The following is a 19,967-nucleotide window of genomic DNA, read 5'->3' on the forward strand; positions in this document are numbered from 1 at the left end:
GAGAATCAGACATGAGTCGCGTCGATGGCATGTTCGTCCGCGTCGGCTCGTCCACCCGACCGGATCGCGTGGTCGATCCGCCTTTCCCACTGCGCCATCCGGGTATCCGTGCGAGCGTCCTCGGGACGGGGGCGATCCAGCGAGATGTCGAGCCGGCCGATGATCCGTCCCGGCGAGGGGCTCATCACGTACACGGTGTCGGCGAGGTAGAGCGCCTCGGAGATGTCGTGCGTGATGAAGAGCGTGGTCGCCTTGACTCGCTCCCAGATGCCCAGCAACTCCTCCTGCATGAGGCGACGGGTATGTGCGTCCAGAGAGGCGAACGGCTCGTCCATCAACAGAACCTGCGGTTCGAGCATCAGGGCCCGCGCCAGGTTGATCCGTTGGCGCATACCGCCGGACAGCTGGAACGGCCGCTTGTTCTCGGTGCCGCTGAGGCCGACCATCTCGATCAGCGCCCGGGCCTTCTCCTTGCGCTGCCGCCGGTTGCCGAGCCGCTGCACCTCGGCGCCGAAGACGACATTGTCGAGCACCGTCCGCCACGGGAACAGCGACGCGTGCTGGAAGACCACCGCGCGGCTCGCCCCTGGACCGGTGATGCGCTCCCCGTCCAGCACGGCGGTACCCGACGATGGCTTGACGAGCCCGGCGACGACGTTCAGAAGCGTGGTCTTCCCACAACCGCTCGGCCCGACGATGGCGACGAAGCTGCCCGTGTCGATGTCCAGCGACACGTCGTACAGGGCGTGGGTGACGCGGTCACTGCCACCCGCCGCGGGCGGATAACGCACGTTGAGATCCACCATGCTGAGCATCGGCTGTCCTTCAGGATGAAGCTTTCGGGAGGTACTCGTCGGTGTAGAAGTCCTTGGGGTTCTCCTCGCCCGCATTGGCGAAGTCGAGGAGCCGCTTCACGTACTCCTCGGGCATCTTCAGGTCGGGGTCGAGCCCGGAGGCGTACACGTCGTACTCGAGGGCGGCCTCGGCCTGAGTGAAGTTCAGGTGTTCGACCAGCGTCTGCTCCCCGACGGCCCGGTCGTCGATGACCAGCTGCGTCGCCTCGGTCAACGCCTTCAGGAAGGCGCGGATGACCTCCGGGTTCTCGGCCGCCCATGCGTCGTTCACCCCGATGGGGTAGCTCAGGACGTTGGCGTCCAGCCCCTTCTGCCGGCTGGCGATCTCCACGCCGCCCCACTCCTCGGCCGCCCGGACGGTCGCCTTGGTCGCGTATCCGACGTCGACCTGACCCGTCTTCACGGCCTCGAGGATCCCGGCCTGCGCTCCGATGTAGGCGAACGTGACGTCGTCGATGTCGATGCCGGCGAGCTCGGTGGCTCGGTGGACCTGGAGGTCCGCGGTGCCGCCCGGGGCGGACAGGCCGATCTTCTTGCCCCGCAGGTCCGCCGTCGACCGGACACCCGAGTTCGGCCCGGCGAACATGAAGTGGCTCGTGACCGCCGAGCGGCCGACCGCGGTGATCTGGGCGCCCTCGAGTTGACTGGTGATGGTCGCCGGTGGCCCGACGAGCATCTGGATCGAGCCCGACTGGAGGATCGCACCGTTGCCCGACTGCGAGGCGACGAGCGTGACATCCAGACCGTTCTCCTTGAAGATGCCTTCGTCCATGGCGGCGTAGAGGTTCATGAGCGTGGGCTCGTCCACCGAGATGCCCACGCTGATCTTCGTCGGATCAGCGGGGTCGAGCGTCGCGCCGGCTCCGGTGGATGCGGCCTCTCCCCCACCACCACATCCGGCGACAAGCGACCCGCACAGCACCGCCGCTCCCAGCATTCTGAGTGCACGCCTACGATCCACGTCCAGGCCTCTCTTCGTCATGACCAGATGTTCCGTTGCGGTTCGACGACGTCAGCGGGCACGTGGGGCCGTTGACCCTCTGCTGCAGACGTCGGCGGCCGCATGCGTGTATTGGTCATACAGTTTTACCTAGGCCGCCGTGTGAGTCAATGGTAAGTCCATTGGACTGACTAACCCGTCATAGTCGGCAGGCGAGGTCGCCCGGCTCCGTTACCCGGCTCCGTTACCCGGCCCCGCGACGTCGCGGCAGCGGCGTCCATTACCACGCCGCGCGCCGCGTGCCCGCAACGCTGTGGCGACGACTCGACGGGCCGACCGACTGTGTTCATGTCCTGAAGTCGCTAGGGTGGCCTCCGGAACCACGGTCCATCGACTGGGGGCGCGGCATGGAGCGAGTCACGGGCATCGGCGGCGTCTTCTTCCGGGCGAGTGATCCCGACTCGTTGAGCAAGTGGTACGAGCGCCACCTCGGCGTCGGATGCCCGCCGCGGAGCTACGAGCAGCGATCGTGGGACCAGGAGGCCGGACCCACGGTGTTCTCGCCGTTCCCCAGCGACTCCGAGCACTTCCAGCGCTCCGATCAGCAATGGGCGATCAACTTCCGGGTCCGTGACCTCGACGCGATGGTCGCCCAGCTCCGTGAGTCGGGTATCGAGGTCGACGTGCACGCCGAGACCTACCCGAACGGCCGGTTCGCCGACCTCACCGATCCCGAGGGGAACCCCGTCCAGCTCTGGGAGCCCGCCGGCGCGGACGCCGCGCCGCCGCCATCCGAGTGAGCGTCTCCCCGCGCCTGTTCAGCTCGGCGTCGCCGGTTCTGGCATCGTGCGCAGGCGGCGGATCGGGGAGAACGTCAGCAGGAGCACGGGTGCGATCACGCCGATCAGGCTGGACACGAGGATGACCTCCCGAATGCCGAAGGTCTCCGCGAGGAACCCGGACACCACCGCGCCGACGGGCGCGAGCCCGAGCGCGACCGACCACATGGTCGCGATCACCCGGCCCTGCAGGCGATCCGGCGTGAGCGACTGCTGCAGGGTCAGCTGGTTGACCATGTACACCTGGACGAACAGGTCCACGATGAGCTGCGACGCCGCCAGCATCGCGATCACCATCCAGATCGGACCGTTGGCCAGCGGCACCAGCAGCAGCGCACCGTTGCCGATGATCGTGCTCCACAGCATCACGGGGCCAGGACCCCAGTGCCGCATGATTCGCGCCGACACCCACGCGCCGATGATCGCGCCGATGCCGCCGACCGCGAGGATCGCGCCCACCCAGCCCGCCGACAGGTGCAGCTCGCGGATGAGGAAGAGGAAGTACAGCGTCTCCATCACGCCGGTGACGAAGAACGTGTAGAAGGCGGTGCTCAGCACGACCGGCCGCAGCAGCGGCTGGGTGAATACCCACCGCATGCCCTCCCAGATGGACGCGAGGACGTTGCTCCGCTCCTCCTCGGCGGGCGGCGCCTCCTCCCGCTTGCGGATGAACAGACAGGCCAGCGCCGAGAAGAGGTAGCTCACGACGTCGACGATGATGACCAGCGCCGCCGAGCCCGCGTTGACCAGCACGCCGGCGAGGCCAGGGCCGGCGGACCGGCCGACCGACTCGCTCAGCTGCAGTTTGCTGTTGCCCTCCGCGAGGTTCTCGCGGCCGATCAGTGACGGCAGGTATGACCGGTAGGCGGTCTCGAACAGCACCCGCAGCACCCCGACGACGAACACGACGACGAACAGCCATCCCAGCGCGAGCGCGTCGAACAGGAACAGCACCGGGATGGTCACGAGCATCGCCGCGCGGCCGAGGTCGGTCCAGATCAGGATGGGCCGGCGACGGGTCCGGTCGGTCCACGCCCCGGCGAACAGGTAGAGGATCGACGGCAGCCTGGCGAGCGCCACCATGATCCCGATCTGCGCGGCGGAGGCGCCCAGGAGCTGGATGGCGATGAACGGCATCGCCACCACGGTCACCTCGGCACCGACCAGCGATGCGCTCTGCCCGGCCCACAGCTTCAAGAAGTCCGGGTGCCCCCATAAGCCACCCCGCCGCCGCTCAGTCACTCCGGAAGCCATGGTCCATCCATTCCCTCATCGTGGTCGCGGCATCGGCGACCTGCGGCTCGTACAGGATCGTGTAACCGTCACCGTGGATCGGTGCCATCCGCAGCGCTCCGCTGACGACCTCGGACCAGCCGAGGTCGGACAGCGGGGCGGCCGGGTCGTCGGTGGGCGAGAACAGCCCGACGTCACCGTCGTAGGGCCGCGCGCGGTGGAAGCCGACCGCGTGCGCGTTGGCCCGGAACACCCGCAGGAAACGCCTTGCCTGGTCGATGTCCGCGGCGTCGGGGGGCAGCGTGCCAGCTGCCGCGGATGCCTCGATGACGGCGTGCAGGCGCTCGTCCGGGTCGAGCTCGCGCAGCCGGTCGGTGTCGACGTCGAGCGGTCCGCCCGCCAGCGCGTGCAGCATCAGCGCCGTGTCGTCCTCGAGCGACGAGGTCACCACGGGCTCGCCCGCGCCGGAGAAGAAGAGGACCACCAGCGGGACCTCCTCCCCCGCCGCGCGCAGGCGGCGAGCCAGCTCGAGCGCGATGTTCCCGCCGATGCAGAACCCGCCCAGCACGTACGGTCCGTTCGGCCGCACCTCGCGGATGTGTGCCACGTAGTCGTCGACCATCTCCGCCAGCGTGTCGTGCGGCTCCTCGCCGTCGGCGAGACCGCGCGCCGCGATGGCGTACACCGGCTGGTCGTCACCCAGCTTGCGGGCCAGCGGCAGATACCGGAACACGTGGCCGCCCAGCGCGTGCACGAGGAAGACCGGCGCGCGCTCGCCGGTGGCGCGCAGCGACACCATGCGTCCGCGCGGGGCGAGGTCGTCCGGTCTGCGCAGCGCGTCGGCGAGCAGCGCCACGGTCGGTGCGGTGAGCACCGTGCCGACCGGGAGGTCGTGGCCCAGCTCGGCCCTGATCCGCATGGTGAGCCGCAGCGCGAGCAGCGAATGGCCGCCCAACTCGAAGAAGTCGTCGTGGATGCCGACCGCGTCGACGCCGAGGGTCTCCTCCCACAGGCCGGCCAGCGTCGCCTCCACCGGGTCGCGTGGCGCGCGGTAGGCGCGGCGCCGCCCGGTGTCGTCCGGGGCGGGCAGTGCCGCGCGGTCGAGCTTCCCGTTGCGTGTGGTGGGCAGTGCGTCGAGGGGGACGTAGTGGCTGGGCACCATGTGGTCGGGTAGGTGGGTGCGCAGCCGGTCGCGCCAGTCGACGCGGTCCCACTCGACACCGGGATGCGTGACGACGTACGCGGTGAGCAGGGCGTCGCGCACGACGACGGCGGCGGCGCGCACCTCGGGCTGCTCGACGAGCCGCGCGTGAATCTCGCCGGGCTCGACACGCTGACCACGGATCTTGACCTGATCGTCGAGCCGGCCGAGGTACTCGATCTCGCCGTCCGGGAGCCAGCGTGCGAGATCACCGGTCCGGTACTGGCGTTCTCCGGACGCGGAGGCGACGAACCGCTCGGCGGTGAGCGCCGGCCGGTTCGCGTAGCCGCGCGCGACCTGGACCCCGCCGATACGCAGCTCGCCGGGGACCCCGATGGGCGTGGGGTGGCCGAGCGGGTCGGTGATCTCGACGCTGGTGTTGGCGATCGGCCGGCCGATGGGCACGACGGGTTCGCCGGGCACGCACCGGTGCCAGGTGACGTCGATCGCGGCTTCCGTCGGCCCGTAGAGGTTGTGCAGCTCGATGCGGGGATGCTCGGTGAGGAACCGGCTGGCGAGGGCGGGTGGCAGTGCCTCGCCGGAGCAGATGACCCGCCGCAGGCTTGTCAGCCGGCCGGCGAGGTTCGGGGTGTCCAGGAACGCCTCGAGCATGCTGGGTACGAAGTGGACGGTCGTGACTCGCTCGCGGTGGACCAGCTCGGCAAGCTGATCGGCATCGCGATGGGCACCCGGCGGGGCGATGACGAGGCCCGCCCCGGCCAGCAGTGGCCAGAACAGCTCCCACACCGATACGTCGAACCCGTAGGGCGTCTTGTGCAGCACCCGGTCGTCCGGGCCGAGCGGAAAGACCTCCTGCATCCAGTGAAGCCGGTTGACGATGGCCCGGTGCGAGATGCCAACGCCTTTCGGCTCCCCGGTGGACCCGGAGGTGAAGATCACGTACGCCAGGGAGTCCGGTGACGCCCGCACCGCCGGCGCCGCTGGTCTCTCCGGCACGGTGTCCACAGTGTTCACAGTGGACTCGGTGAGCACGAGGCGGGCACCCGCGGTCCGCACCATGAACCGGGTCCGCTCCGGCGGATCCGACGGCTCCAACGGAAGGTAGGCGGCCCCGGCGGTGAGGATGCCGAGCAGCGTCGGCAGCAGATCGGGGCCACGCTCCAGCGAGACCCCGACGACATCGTCGGCGCCGACGCCCTCCGCGCGCAGCCGGTGCGCCGCCCGGTTCGCCCGTTCCCGCAGCTCCCGATAGGACGACCAGGAACCCGCGAAACACACCGCCGGCCGGTCGCCGTTCGCGACCAGGTCGGGCAGCCGACCGTCCGGATAGGACCGGTCGGTGGCGTTCCACCGCTGGATCAGCCCGGCGTCGCCGGCCAGGTACGGCGCGGTCGGCCGCGGGTCGCCGGCCGGGTCGGCGATCGCGGCGAGCACGCGGTGGTACGCCTCCAGGATGCGCACCAGCTGCGGCTCGGGGAACTCGGCGGTGTCGTGGCTGAGTGCGACCTCCAGCCCGCCCTCGGTGCGGGACCTGTTGAACCCGGCGGTGAGGGGCAGGTTGGTCCGCTCGAAGAACTCGTCGGCCACGAGGGTCAGCCGGTCGTCGCCGGTGACGGTGCCGTACACGTGGAAGTCGCGGTAGTCGAACAGCGTGTCCAGCAACGGTGTGCGGCCGGCCAGCCGCTGGATCTCGAACAGCGGGAAGCGGCGGTGCGGCAACAGCGCGACCTCGGCCGCGAACACCGACCGCACCAGGTCGGCCCAGGTCGGTACCTCGAGCGTGATCCGCACCGGAACGCTGTTGAGGAACAGCCCGAGGACCTCATCGCCCGCGTCGCTCTCCGGCCGCGAGTGCGTCACCAGCCCGGTGAGCACCTCCGGCTGCCCGGTGAACAGGCCGATCACGCGCAGGTGCGCGGCCAGCAGCACGGTGCGCAGCGGCACCCGCAGCTCGTCGGCGACTCGTTCGAGACTGTCGTACACCCCGGCGTCCACCCGGCCGCGGGTGACCCGCAGCTCGCCCGGGCCGGCCCGGGGATAGCCGGGCCACCGGGGCAGCCGGCCCGGCGGCGCGTCGTCGACGACGTCGCGCCAGAACCCGGCAGCCGCGGTGGATCGCACCACCGCGCGTTCCCCGGCGACCAGGTCGCGGAAGCTCGCCGCGGGCGGCGCGGCCGGGAGGCTCGACCCGTCCAGTCGCGCCATGTATCGGCGCAACAGCTCGGTGACCAGGCTCGCGACGCTCCACCCGTCGAGGATCGCGTGGTGAAAGCTGAGGCTCAGCGCGAACAGCCCGTCGGGCAACAGGTGCGCGTGCGTCCGCAGCAGCGGCGGGGCGCCCCAGTCCAGCGGCCGGTGCCGCTCGTCGCAACGCCAGCGGCCGACCTCGGCCTGGGCGTCGGGGAGGCGGAGTCCGGTGAGGTCGGTGGTGGCGAACGGGATGGTGGCACTCCGGTGGACCAGCTGGACGGGTTCGCTGAACCCGGCGAGGTCGAAGGAGGTCCGCAGTACGGCGTGCCGGGCGGTGAGCTCCGCCAGTGCGGCCGTCAGCGCGCCGTGGTCGAACGGCCCGCGCAACGTGATCGTCTGGATGTCGTGGTACGTGGCGGATTCCGGCTCGTAGGCGCTGTGGTAGAGCATGCCCGCCTGGAGCGAGGCGAGCGGGTAGGCATCCTCGACGGTCATCGCTGACCGCCCGTCGAGCCGGCGAGCCGGGCCGCGTCCTCGGGGCTGAGCAACCCGAACGGCTCGTAGGCCGGCTCGTCCGCCCCCGACTCGGCCTCGGGCACGAGCGCCGAGGCCAGCTCCGCCACCGTCTGGTGCAGGAACACCTGCTGCAGCTCGACGCGGTAGCCGGCCGCGCGCAGGCGGGCGATGACCTTGAGGCTGTGGATCGAGTCCCCGCCCGAGGCGAAGAAGTTGTCCTCGGCGCGAACCTCGCGCAGGCCCAGCACGTCGCGCCACGCGGCCGCGACGGTCTCCTCCGCCGGGCCGGCTGGGGCCCTGCGCGCGGCGCCCGCGTCGGTCCCCGGCGGGCGCTCGTCGGGTTCGGGCAGCGCGGCACGGTCGAGCTTGCCGTTGCGGGTCAACGGAAGCTCGGCCAGCCGGACGAAATGGGCTGGGATCAGGTGCACGGGCAGACGCGGGCGCAGGCGGTCGCGCCAGTCGACGCCGTCGTCGGCGTCCGGCGCGAGGACCAGGTAGGCCACGAGGCGCTGACCGGCGCCGTCGTCGCGGGCGACGACCACCGCCGACCGGATCTCCGGCTGCTCGGCGAGCCGCGCCCGGACCTCGCCCGGCTCGATCCGGTGGCCGCGGATCTTCACCTGGTCGTCCAGCCTGCCCAGGTACTCGATCTCGCCGTCCGCCCGCCACCGGGCCAGGTCGCCGGTCCGGTAGGCCCGCCGCCCGTCACCGGTGGACACGAACCGCTCCGCGGTCAGCCCCGGCCGGTCGACGTAGCCGCGGGCGAGCTGCACTCCCCCGATCCACAGCTCGCCGGGAACCCCGATCGGCGCCGGCCGGCCGTGCGGATCCACGATCTCCACCCAGGTGTTGGCGATCGGCCGTCCAATGGGGACACTGGTCTCGTCCGGGACGCAGCGGTACCAGGTGACGTCCACGGCCGCTTCGGTGGGGCCGTACAGGTTGTGCAGCTCGGCGCCGGGCAGCAGCCGGTGACAGCGGTTCGCGACGTCGGGCGAGAGCGCCTCGCCGGAGCAGATCACCCGCCGCGGTCCGCTCAGCCGCTGCTTCGTGGTCACGACGTCGAGGAACGCCTCCAGCATGCTCGGTACGAAGTGGACAGTCGTGACCCGCTCGCGGTCGATCAGCTCGGCGAGCTCGTCGGCGTCGCGTTGGGCGCCCGGCCTGGCGAGCACCACGCCGGCGCCGGCGAGCAGCGGCCAGAACAGCTCCCACACCGACACGTCGAACCCGTAGGGCGTCTTCTGCAGCACGCGGTCGTCCCGGCCGAGCCGGAAGGTCTCCTGCATCCACCGCAACCGGTTGACGATCGCCCGATGCGAGACGCCGACCCCCTTCGGCTCCCCGGTCGACCCGGACGTGAAGATCACGTAGGCCAGCGCGTCCGGCGAGGTGCGCACCGCGGGCGCCGTCGCGGGCATGGCCGCGATCGACGGGGCCGCGACGTCCAGCACCCGAACCCCGGACGTGAAGCGGCCGGCCTCGGCGGCCGTCGTGACGACCACGCGGGCGCCGGCCGCGTCGACCATGAACCGCGACCGCTCCGGCGGATCGGCCGGCTCGAGCGGGAGGTAGGCCGCGCCGGCGGTGAGGATGCCGAGCAGGGTGGGCAGCAGGTCCGGGCAGCGCCGCAGGCAGACCCCGACGACGTCGTCGGTGCCGACGCCCTCGGCACGCAGCCGGTGAGCCAGCCGGTTGGCCCGGGCGCGCAGGTCCGCATAAGACAGCCAGGAGCCGTCGAACCCCACCGCGGGCCCGTCCACATCCGCTACCAGCTCGTGGAGCAGACCGTCCGGATAGTACCGGGCGGTCGCGTTCCAGCCGTCCACGAGTGCCCGCTCCGCCGGCGCAACCATGGGCAGCTCGGACAATCTCCTGGACGACGGGTCGGCGCACGCGGACGTCAGCAGGCAACGGAGGTGCTCGACCAGCCGGGCCATCCGGTCGGCGTCGAACAGGTCGGTGGCGTACTGCAGCACCCCGTGCAGCTCGCCGTCCTGCTCCTCCACGAGCAGGTCCAGGTCGACCTGGGCGACGCCCGCGTCGACCGGCAGCTCGGTCATCGCGAGCCCAGCCGCGGGCCGCGGGAACGGCGGGGTGTTCTGCACCGCGAGCAGCACCTGGAACAGCGGGTTCCGGGACAGGACGCGCGGCGTGCCCAGCTCGTCGACCAGCACGTCGAACGGGAGGTCCTGGTGGGCGAACGCGTCGAGCGCCCTGGTCCGGGTCCGGCGCAGCAGCTCGGCGAAGCTCGGATCCCCGGACAGGTCGCCGCGTAGCACCACGGTGTTGATGAACAGGCCGGCCACGTGCTCGATCGCCGAGTGCGTACGCCCCGACACCGGCGTGCCGACCGCGATGTCGGACCGGCCGGTGTAGCGCGCGAGCAACGCGTGCACGGCGGTGGCCAGCACCATGTACAGGGTTGCCCGCTCGGCGCTCGCCAGCCGGTGCAGCGCGGCGGTGAGCTCGCCGTCGAACCTGAACCGCAGCCGCTCGCCACGATGGCTGGGCACGGCCGGGCGGGGCCGGTCGGCCGGCAGGTCGAGCACGTCGGGCAGGCCGGTGAGCTCCCGGCGCCAGAAACCGACCAACTCGTCGCGCCGGCGCGCCACCTCGTCCCGTTGCCACAGCGCGTAGTCCGCCGCGGTGACGGTGAGCTCCGGAAGCGCCCGTCCACTGTAGAGCCCCCACAGGTCGCCCAGCAGGATCGAGATCGACCACCGGTCGGTGACGCAGTGGTGCAGGGACAGCACGAGGACGTGCTCGCGGTCGGCCACCCGGAGCAGGCGGGCCAGCACCAGCGGCCCGTCCGCCAGGTCGAACCGGTGCCGGGCGAGGTCGCGCACGGCCTGGTGCACCGCCTCCGGTCCGTGCCCGGTCAGGTCCGCGACGGTCAGCGCCGTCCGCGCCTGCTTTCCGACCACCAGCCGGGGTTCGCCGTCCTGTTCGGGGAACGTGGTGCGCAGCGCCTCGTGCCGTTCGACCAAGCCACGGAACGCGGTGGTGAGCGCCTCCGTGTCCAGCTCGCCGGTGAGCCGGTAGGCCCACGTGAGGTTGTAGGCCGGGTTGCCGGGATCGAGCCGGTCGATGAACCAGAGCCGCAGCTGGGCGTCGGACACCGGGGCGGGCACGCCGGGCGGCACGCGACGCGGGATGTCCACCGGGCCCGGCCCCTCGCCCCGCGCCTCGGTCACGGCCCGCGCGTAGTCGGCGACCGTGCTCAGCTCGAACGTACGGCGCAGCGGCAGCTCGACGCCGTAGGTCTCGCGGATTCTCGACAGCAGCCGGACGGCCAGCAGCGAATGTCCGCCGAGCGCGTGGAAGTCGTCCTCGACCCCGACGCGGTCGCGGTCGAGCAGCTCCGCCCAGAAGTCGCGGAGCGTCGCCTCGACCGACGTGCGAGGGGCGACGTGCCGGCGGGTGAGGCCCGTCGCACCGATCGCGTCCGGAGACGGCAGCGCCGACCGGTTGAGCTTGCCGTTCGGCAGCGTGGGGAAGTCGTCGACCCGCACGAAGGCGACCGGGATCATCGCGTCGGGCAGGGTGCGGCGCAGGTGCTCCCGAAGGCCGTCCGGTTCAGGGGTGTCGCCGTCGCACCGCAGGTAGGCCACCAGCCCCTGCCCGCCGGGTGCGTCATCGCGCACCATCACGACCGCCCGCCGCACGATCGGGTGCGCCCGGAGCGCCTCCTCCACCTCGCCGAGCTCCGTGCGTACTCCCCGGAGCTTGACCTGCCGGTCGCCGCGCCCGAGGTATTCCAGCGTGCCGTCGGCCAGCCTGCGCACCAGATCCCCGGTCCGGTACATCAGTCCACCTGGGACGGTGTCGAACGGGTCGGGCACGAAGCGGTCCGCGGTCAGCCCGGGTCGCCCCCAGTAGCCCCGGGTGACGCCGGCACCGCCGACGAACAGCTCGCCGGGGACCCCGGTCGGCACTGGCTCGTGGTCGGGTCCCAGCACGTACGCCGCCGTACCGGCGATCGGACGCCCGATCGACATCCGTGCCACGTCGCCGGGCACCCGGTAGGTCGTGGACCAGATGGTCGTCTCCGTCGGGCCGTACACGTTCCACAGCTCCCCGCTCGCCGCGAACAGCCGGCGCGCCAGCGAAGTGGTCAGCCGTTCGCCGCCGGAGAGAACCCGCGGGATCGGCGCGTCCAGCTCGGGCAGCAGGGTCTCCAGGACCGACGGGGTGGCCTGGAGGGTGCTCACCCGACCGCGGCGGACGGCGTCGGCGAGGCGAGGGCCGGCCAGTGTCGCGACATCGGGCACGACGAGGACGGACCCGCCGGACGCGAGCGGGCCGAACAGCTCGAGCACGGACACGTCGAACGAGGGTGAGGAGGAGAACAGGAAGGTCTCTCCCACCGCCAGCCCCAGCTCGGAGATCATGTGCCGCAACAGGAGGACCACCCCGCGATGCGGGACCATGACGCCCTTCGGCCGCCCGGTGGAGCCCGACGTGTAGATCACGTACGCGAGTTGTTCGGGATCGACCGGCTCGGTCGGCGCGGCGTCATCGCTGGCCGGCACCGTCTCCATCAGCAGCGTCGGCGGATGCGGTCGCGGCAGGTCCGCCAGGAGCTCGGCCGTGGTCACCAGCAGGCGCGTCTCGCCGTCGGCGAGCATGTAGCCGAGCCGCTCCGGCGGGTACACCGGATCGAGGGGCAGGTAGCAGCCCCCGGCCTTGAGCACGGCCAGCAACGCGACCACGAGGTCCGGGTCGCGGGGCAGGCAGACCCCGACGCGGCTCTCCGCACCCACGCCGCGCTCACGCAGCACCTGGGCGAGCCGGTTCGCGGCCCGGTCCAGCTCCCGGTACGTCAGGCTCCGCCCGTCGACCGTCGTGACCGCGACCGCGTCGGGCATGCGCGCCACCTGCTCGGCGACCAGCTCGTGGACGGTGCCGGCGCCGTCCGGCATCGCCGGGGTGGCCGAGGCGGCCAGGATTCGGGCCCGCTCCTCGCGGTCGAGTAGGGGCAGGCGCGACAGCGGCAGGTCCGGGTCGGCCGCGGCGGCGGTGAGCAGTGTCCGGTACCCGGCGACCAGGCGGCGCACGGTGGGTTCGTCGAACAGGTCACGGCGGTAGGCGACGACCACTCGCAGCCCGTCCGGCTCGTCGACCAGGTCGAACTCCAGGTCCAGCAGGGCGGCGCGGTGCCCGCGGACGCCCCGCAGCCGTGCGGGACGATCGCCGTCGCCATCGCCATCGCCACCGCCGCCGTCCCGCCCGAACGGCACCAGGTTGAAGCTCACCTGGTGCAGCGCCGACGAGCTCGGGTCCCGGTCCGGACGGATCAGCTCGACGAGCTTCTCGAACGGAACGTCCTGGTGATCGAGCCCGTCCAGCACCGTCGACCGGACCCGGGCGAGCAGCTCGTGGAAGGTCGGGTCGCCGCTCAGGTCGGTTCGCAGCACGACCAAGTTGATGAACAGCCCGATGAGCGACGCCAGCTCGGGCACCTCACGGCCGGCGACCGGGCTGCCGACCACGATGTCGTCCTGCCCGCAGTTGCGTACCAGCAACGCTTTCAGCCCGGCCAGCAGCGTCATGTACAGCGTGGTGCCGTCCCGCCGCGCGAGCGCGCCGAGCCGCTCGGTCAGCTCCACCGGCCACGTCTCGGTGTACTCGCCGCCGTCGTGGCCGGGACGGGCCGGGCGCGGGCGGTCGAGGGGTAGGCCGAGCTCGGTGGGCGCGCCGGCGAGCTGCGCGCGCCAGTACTCGACCTGGCCGTCGAGGGAGCCGTCGGCGAGCCGGCTTCGTTGCCACATCGCGAAGTCCGCGTACTGGATGGGCAGCTCGGGCACCCGGGCCGGGCGCTCCTCCACCAGCGCCGCGTCCAGCTCCCGCAGTTCGGACAGCAGGATCGTGGTGGAGGCGGCGTCGTACACGGTGTGGTGGATGGTGAAGACGAACCGCCAGTCGTCGCCGCCCATGCGAACGAGGCGCGCCCGCCACAGGGGCGCGGTGTCCGGCGTGATCGGGGCCGCGGCGTCGGCGTCGACCAGCTCCCCCAGCGCCCGCTCGCGCGCGACCGGGTCCACATGCGACAGATCCGTCGTGGCGAGCTCGACCGGGAGCTCCGCGCTGACGAGCTGGTACAGCGTGCCGTCCCGGAACCGCAGTGCGGTCCGCAGTGTCTCGTGCCGCGCGACAAGCCGGCCGAGCGCGCGCCGGAACCGGTCCGGGTCGACCGGTCCGCGCAGCGGCGCGCAGAGCACGATGTTGTACAGCGCCGCGTCCGGCTCGAGTTGGGTGAGGTACCACAACCGTTCCTGTGCGAACGACGCCTGGAACTCGTAGGACTCGGTCACGGGCCGGCCTCCGGCACGGGCCGCCGCTCGAGGCGGGGAATGGTGGTGGACGCGGTGGCCGGCGGGGGTGCGTCCGAGACGCGCAGCCGCTCCACCACGGCGGCCAACCCCGCCACCGTCGGTGACTCGAACAGCGCCCGCATCGGCAGCCTCACCCCGAGCTCCTTGCGAACCTGCGCGATCAGCTGGACCGCCACCAGCGAGTTGCCGCCGAGCTCGAAGAAGTCCTGGTCCAACCCGATGCGTTCGGTGCCGAGCACGTCGTCCCACGTCCGGGCGATCAATGCCTCCACGGGGGTGCGGCCGTCGTCCTCGACGGGCTCGGCCGCCCGGGCGGCCGGGCCGGTCGCGAGGTTCTCCTCGACGGTGTCCGTGGTCAGCGCGTGGATCCGATCGAACACCAGGTCCAGCGGCTCCGCGCAGACGACCACCTGGGGCCCGACGTCGACGGCGAGCACCCGGTGGAACGCGTCGGCGCCGGCGGCCGAGCCGATGCCGCCCGCGCCCGACTCGCCCGCCATCGTGCGCGCGTCCGGCGAGGCGGCGTCCGCAGTGGCATCCGAGGCGGCATCCGAGGCGGCGGGGGCGCGCACGCCGGCCTCGATGGCCGCGCCGACCGAGTCGGGGTCGACCCGCCGCAGCATGTAGTCCTTGATCGCGACGACCTCGGTGCCGTGCTCGTCGTAGAGCGTGAGGTCGACGACGAGGATCTCGCCGTCCCCCTGGTCGCGGTGCTGGAGGTGGCTCCACAGCCTGGGCGGCAGGGCGCCGCGGATCAGGACCCGGCCGTAGCCGAACGGCAGGTAGAGACCGTGGCTGCGCCGCTGGGCGTGCAGGGTGGCGACATCGAGCAGCGAGGGATGCAGCCCGTAACGGTCCAGCTCGGCGACCACCACGTCGGGGGCCTCGATCAAGCCGAGATCCTCGTCCGTCCCGAACCACACCTCCCGCAGCCCCGCCCAGTGCGGGCCGTACCGGAACAGGCTGGGCAGCTCGTCGGCGTCGTGGCGCACACAGCGGGCCCGGATCTCCGTGAGGTCCACGGCCCGCGGCGGACCGGGCACCGCCCAGCCGGCACCGCCGCGGGCGTGCGTCCTGGCCACGCCACCGGCAACGCTGGTGACCTCGGCGAGCCCGTCCCCGGTGAACCGCACGCGAATCTCGGCCGACCCGTCGTCGGGGACGGGCAGCGGTTCGGCGAACACCACGTCCCGCAGTTCGACGACGTGCCCCGGTGGCGCGGTGCTGGTCGCGGCGAGCGCCTGGCGCAGCGACTCCAGATGTGCCGTGCCGGGCACGATCGCCACGCCCTCGGTCCGGTGCTCGTCGAGGAACCAGTGGGTGCGTGGCGAGACCATCCCGCTGCACCAGTCCGGGCCGTCGGTCCCGGCGTGCCGGCCGGTCAGGATCGGATGGTCGACCGGGCTGGTCCGCTCGCCCCACTCCAGCGCGCGGAACGCGCTCGGTGCGGTCACCTCGGCGGCCATCCCCGCCTCCGACCACCAGCTCCACTGGATCGCCAGCACCCGCGCGTCCCAGCCGTGCTCGCCGCGTGCGTAGGCGTCCAGGAAGTTGTTCGCCGCGCAGTAGTCGACCTGCCCGAACCCGCCGACGAGCGCGGACACCGACGAGCACAGCGCCACGAAGTCCAGCGTCAGATCGCCGAACGCGCCGTGCAGCGCCAGCGCGCCGGCCAGCTTCGGACGCAGGACACGCTCGGCCTCGGCCCGGTCCTTCACGGCGACCATGCCGCCGCCGGGCACGCCTGCCGCGTGGATGATCCCGTCGACACGGCCGTACTCGGCCATGATCGCGGCGCGCACCGCACGCAGGTCGTCGACCCGGGTGACGTCCGCGGCGAGGACCAGCATCCGCGCGCCCGCCGCCTCGGCCCGGCCGATCGCGGCGATCGCCCGGCCCGTCCGGTCCGCGGTGCCGTGCACTCGCAGGTAGTCCGCCCATTCCTCCCGGGCTGGCAGGCCGCTGCGGTCGAACAGGACGAGCCGGGCGCGGATCCGGGTGGCGAGATCCTCGGCCAGGGCGATGCCGACGCCCCCGAGCCCGCCGGTGATCACGTACACGCCCGCTTCGCGCAGGGCGACGGTCGGGTCGGCGGGTGCGCCGATCGGCGCGGGCTGATGCTCCTGCACCCAGCCGCGCCCGCCGCGCAGGGCCAGCAGCGCGCCGCCGGCGGGCCGCACGAGCTCGGCGACGACGTGCGCGGTCTCCTCCGGCGCGGCCGCCGGGTCGGTGTCGAGGTGGCGGACGGTCACGCCGGGCACTTCGAGCGGGACCACCTTGGCGATGCCGGCGACTGTCGCGTGCTCCGGTCGCACCACGTCGTGGCCCGATATCCCCATGGTTCCGACGGTGACCGCGTCCACGTGCACCGGCGTGCCGGGCGTGATCGACTCTGCCGCCGCCAGTGCCTGGGTGAGCCGGAGCAGGCTGAAGAAGCCGAGCTCCTGCGCCTGCCAGGCGGCCGCCGACGACGGTCCGGCGGGCTCACCGGCCAGCGACCAGGCATGCACGATCCGGGGCGGTAGGCCGGGTCCGAGGTCCGAGACGAGGGCGTCGTAGTCCTCGCGGCTGCCAGGCCGGAGCACGAAGCCGTCCGGGGTGCGGCCGTAGGCGTCCCCGACGCGGACCGTCACGACCTCGGCCCCGGCGTCCCGGAGCCCGGCCACGATGCGGTCGGCCCGGCCCTCGGCGGTGAACACCAGGCAGCGGGTGGGGTCGGCGGGCTCGAGCCGGGGCGGCGCCTGCCGCCAGGACGGAACGTGGAACCACTCGTGCACCTCCCGCGCGCCCGCGTGCGCCGGTGACACGGGCTTCTCGTCGGGTACGTCCGGGTCGATCCAGTGCCGTTGCCGCTGGAAGGGATAGGTCGGCAACGGAACCCGGTTGCCGGCCGGACCCAGCGCGGCGGGGTCCGGCGCGACCCCCAGTGTCCACAAGCGACCCGCGGTGCCCAGCAACACCTCCGCCGCGTCGCGTTCCTCGTCCCGGCCGGGCAGGCTGGGCAGTGGCCGTGGTCCCCCGGCCGGCACCAGCGGCGCGGCCAGGCTTGCGAGCTGGCGGCCGGGCCCGCACTCGATCATCGCGGTCGGTCCGTCCTTGCACAGGGTGGTCACGCAGTCGGCGAACCGCACCGGCTCGCGCAGGTGCCGCGCCCAGTACGCCGGATCGGTGACCCGCGCACCGTCCGCCCAGCCGCCGGTGAGGTTGGACAGGTAGGCCCGCCGCGGCGGACGCGGCTCGACCGCGGCGACCGCGTCGGCGAACGGTCCGGCGACCGGGTCCATCATCGCCGAGTGGAAGGCGTGCGAGGTGCGCAGCGGCGTGCTCTCCACGCCCGCGGCCCGCAGGTCGGCCGCGACCTGTTCGACGTCCGTAGTTGGTCCACTGAGGACCGTCGACCCCGGCCCGTTGAGTGCGGCGACGGACACCGCGTGCGGCAGCAGCCCGGCCAGCGCCTCCTGGTCGCACCGCACGGCCAGCATCGACCCGGCCGGCTGCCGCTGCATGAGCCGGCCGCGCAGGGCGACGAGGCGAACCGCGTCGGGCAGGTCGAAGACCCCGGCCAGCGTGGCGGCGACGTACTCGCCGACCGAGTGGCCGATCATCGCGTCCGGCTCGACGCCCCACGAGCGCCACAGCTCGGCGAGCGCGTAGCCGACGGCGAACAGGGCGGGTTGGGCGAACTCGGTGCGGCGCAACAGCTCCTCGTCGGCCCCGAAGAGGAGCGCGGTCAGGTCGAGCCGGCCGTCGAGGGCGGCGGCACACTCGTCGACGGCCGCGCGGAACACGGGCTCCCGGTCGTACCGGCCGGCACCCATCCCGGCGTGCTGGCCGCCCTGCCCGGAGAACAGAAACGCCACGCGGACACCGTCGGCGACCACGCCCGTGTGCGACCGGGTCCGGTCGCGCAAGCCCTCGGCCGCGTCGGCCGTGTCGCGCGCGACCAGCACGGCGCGGTGCCGGTGCTCGGTCCGGCCGAGGCGCAGCGTGCCGGCGACGTCGGTGAGGTTCAGGCCGGGGTGCGTGTCGAGGTGGCGGGCGAGGCGGTCCACGGCGGAGGTCAGCGCGTCGGCCGACTTCGCGGAGATCTGCAGCAGTTCGAGCGGACGCGGCGGGGTGCCCGGCCGGACCGGCGCCTCCTGCAGCACGACGTGTGCGTTGGTCCCGCCCATCCCGAACGAGCTCACGCCGGCCCGCCTCGGCACGCCGTCGTCGGGCCGCCAGTCCGCGAGGGTGGTGCAGATGTGGAACGGACCGCTCACGAAGTCGATCTCGGGGTTGGGTTCGGTGAAGTGCGGCGTGGGCGGGAGCTGCCGGTGCTCCAGCGCCAGCACGGTCTTGATGACCCCGGCGACGCCGGACGCCTGGCTCAGGTGGCCGATGTTCGCCTTCACCGAGCCGAGCGCGCACCGGCCGCCCCCGTTCGCCCGGTCGTTGCCGAACACCTTGGTCAGCGCGGCCACCTCGATCGGATCGCCGAGCTCCGTGCCGGTGCCGTGTGCTTCGACGTAGCTCACCGTGCGGGGATCGACTCCGGCGAGACCCAACGCCTGCGCGACCGCCACGGACTGGCCGTCGGCGCTCGGCGCGGAGAACCCGACCTTGGCCGACCCGTCGTTGTTGATCGCGTTGCCGAGCACCAGCGCCCGGATGTGATCCCGGTCGGCCAGCGCGTCGTCCAGCCGCTTGACCGCCACGACACCCCCGCCGCTCCCCCACACCGTGCCGCGGGCCCGCGCGTCGAACGGGCGGCAGTGCCCGTCCGGCGACTCGGTGCCGCCCTCGACGTAGGTGTAGCCGCGCCCCGGCGGCAGCTCGACGCACACCCCACCGGCCAGCGCGAGGTCGCACTCACCGCTGCGCAGTGCCTCGCAGGCGAGGTGCAGCGCGACGAGCGACGAGGAGCAGGCGGTGCGCACAGTGAGGGCGGGGCCGCGCAGGTTCAGCTTGTAGGAGGCGAGGGTGGCCACGTAGTCGGGCAGGTTCACCAGGTGGACGGCGGTGGTGCCGGACGTGGCCATGATCCTCGAGTTGCGCAGGACGTGCCGCCATCGGTACTCGTCCAGGCCGGAGCCCGCGTAGACGCCGACCGCACCTTCGTAGCGCGTGTGGTCGTAGCCGGCGTCCTCCAGAGCGGTGTGCGCCAGCTCCAGGAACATCCGGTGCTGCGGGTCGGCGAGGGCGGCTTCGCGCGGCGTCATCCCGAAGAATCCCGCGTCGAAGTCCGCGACACCGGACACGACCTGGGCGGCGGCGACGAAGTTCGGGTTGTCCAGCTCGTCGGCCGGCACGCCGAGCGCCAGCTGCTCCTCGCGGGAGGAGAACCGCACCGAGTCGACGCCGTCCGCGAGGTTGCGCCAGAACTCGACGGTGTCGTCGGCGCCGGGCACCCGGCAGGCCATCCCAACGATCGCCAGCGGTTCCATGACTAGTCCGCCTCCCCGGAATTAACCCTTGTGGTCACCGTGTGTTTGATGCCGTCCTGTTCGGCACGTACTTGTGGCTGGGTTGCGTCCCGTTCCCCTTGGGTGCGGTTGGCAGCCACGCGGTTCGTCCGGCGCCTGCTGCGTTCGCGGCGCTGGGCCACTCGCGCGGCGACCCGGTCCAGGTCACCGTCCACAGTGGAGCCGTCGAGGAACTCCCCCAGCGCGCGCACGGTCGGGTACAGGAAGAGGTCGACCAGCCGCAGGTCGCGGCCGAGGACGGCCTTCAGCCCGCTGCGCACGGCCGCCAGCGCGAACGAGGTGCCCCCGACGTCGAAGAAGTTGTCGTGCACACCGACGGTCGCGAGGCCCAGCACCTCGCGCCACACGCCCGCGACGGCCTGTTCGGTCGGGCTGCGCGGTCCCGCCGGCCGTGCCGTGCCGGCGGCGGGCGGCGGTGTGGCGGTGACGC

Annotated in this window: 8 protein-coding genes; 1 reads left to right on the plus strand and 7 read right to left on the minus strand. The window is 72.6% G+C overall.

The features are described 5' to 3' along the window. Positions 1 to 5: 5 nt before the first annotated feature. Together ACRDTB_RS10840 and ACRDTB_RS10845 are read right to left on the minus strand one after the other, a co-directional pair. On the minus strand, positions 6 to 815 hold the full coding sequence (locus ACRDTB_RS10840) for an ABC transporter ATP-binding protein (RefSeq protein ID WP_431429936.1): 810 nt from the start codon (positions 813 to 815) through the stop codon (positions 6 to 8). 10 nt (positions 816 to 825) lie between these two features. Next, positions 826 to 1,836, minus strand: a complete 1,011-nt coding sequence (locus ACRDTB_RS10845) for an ABC transporter substrate-binding protein (protein ID WP_431429937.1) — start codon at positions 1,834 to 1,836, stop codon at positions 826 to 828. Positions 1,837 to 2,201: 365 nt separating this feature from the next. Between ACRDTB_RS10845 and ACRDTB_RS10850 the strand changes: the two genes are divergently transcribed. Next, positions 2,202 to 2,594, plus strand: coding sequence for a VOC family protein (locus tag ACRDTB_RS10850; RefSeq protein ID WP_431429938.1), 393 nt, complete (start codon positions 2,202 to 2,204; stop codon positions 2,592 to 2,594). Positions 2,595 to 2,612: 18 nt separating this feature from the next. On the opposite strand, the gene ACRDTB_RS10855 is transcribed toward ACRDTB_RS10850, so the two are convergent. The 5 genes from ACRDTB_RS10855 to ACRDTB_RS10875 form a co-directional block, all read right to left on the minus strand. Continuing rightward, entirely contained in the window at positions 2,613 to 3,887 is a 1,275-nt protein-coding gene (locus tag ACRDTB_RS10855; RefSeq protein ID WP_431429939.1) for an MFS transporter, read from the minus strand. Further along, positions 3,868 to 7,713: an amino acid adenylation domain-containing protein gene (locus tag ACRDTB_RS10860; protein ID WP_431429940.1), complete on the minus strand. Its 3,846-nt coding sequence runs from the start codon at positions 7,711 to 7,713 to the stop codon at positions 3,868 to 3,870. The genes ACRDTB_RS10855 and ACRDTB_RS10860 overlap by 20 nt, the downstream gene beginning before the upstream one ends. Further along, positions 7,710 to 14,051: an amino acid adenylation domain-containing protein gene (locus tag ACRDTB_RS10865; RefSeq protein WP_431429941.1), complete on the minus strand. Its 6,342-nt coding sequence runs from the start codon at positions 14,049 to 14,051 to the stop codon at positions 7,710 to 7,712. Before ACRDTB_RS10865 ends, ACRDTB_RS10860 begins: the two co-directional genes overlap by 4 nt. Continuing rightward, a complete protein-coding gene (locus ACRDTB_RS10870) occupies positions 14,048 to 19,498 on the minus strand; it encodes an SDR family NAD(P)-dependent oxidoreductase (RefSeq protein ID WP_431429942.1) in 5,451 nt (1,816 codons plus the stop codon). Before ACRDTB_RS10870 ends, ACRDTB_RS10865 begins: the two co-directional genes overlap by 4 nt. Positions 19,499 to 19,500: 2 nt before the next feature. Continuing rightward, positions 19,501 to 19,967 (minus strand): phosphopantetheine-binding protein (locus ACRDTB_RS10875; RefSeq protein WP_431429943.1); only part of this gene is annotated, 467 nt, incomplete at its 5' end.

This window comes from Actinophytocola sp., assembly GCF_050699935.1.
GTDB lineage: Bacteria > Actinomycetota > Actinomycetes > Mycobacteriales > Pseudonocardiaceae > Actinophytocola.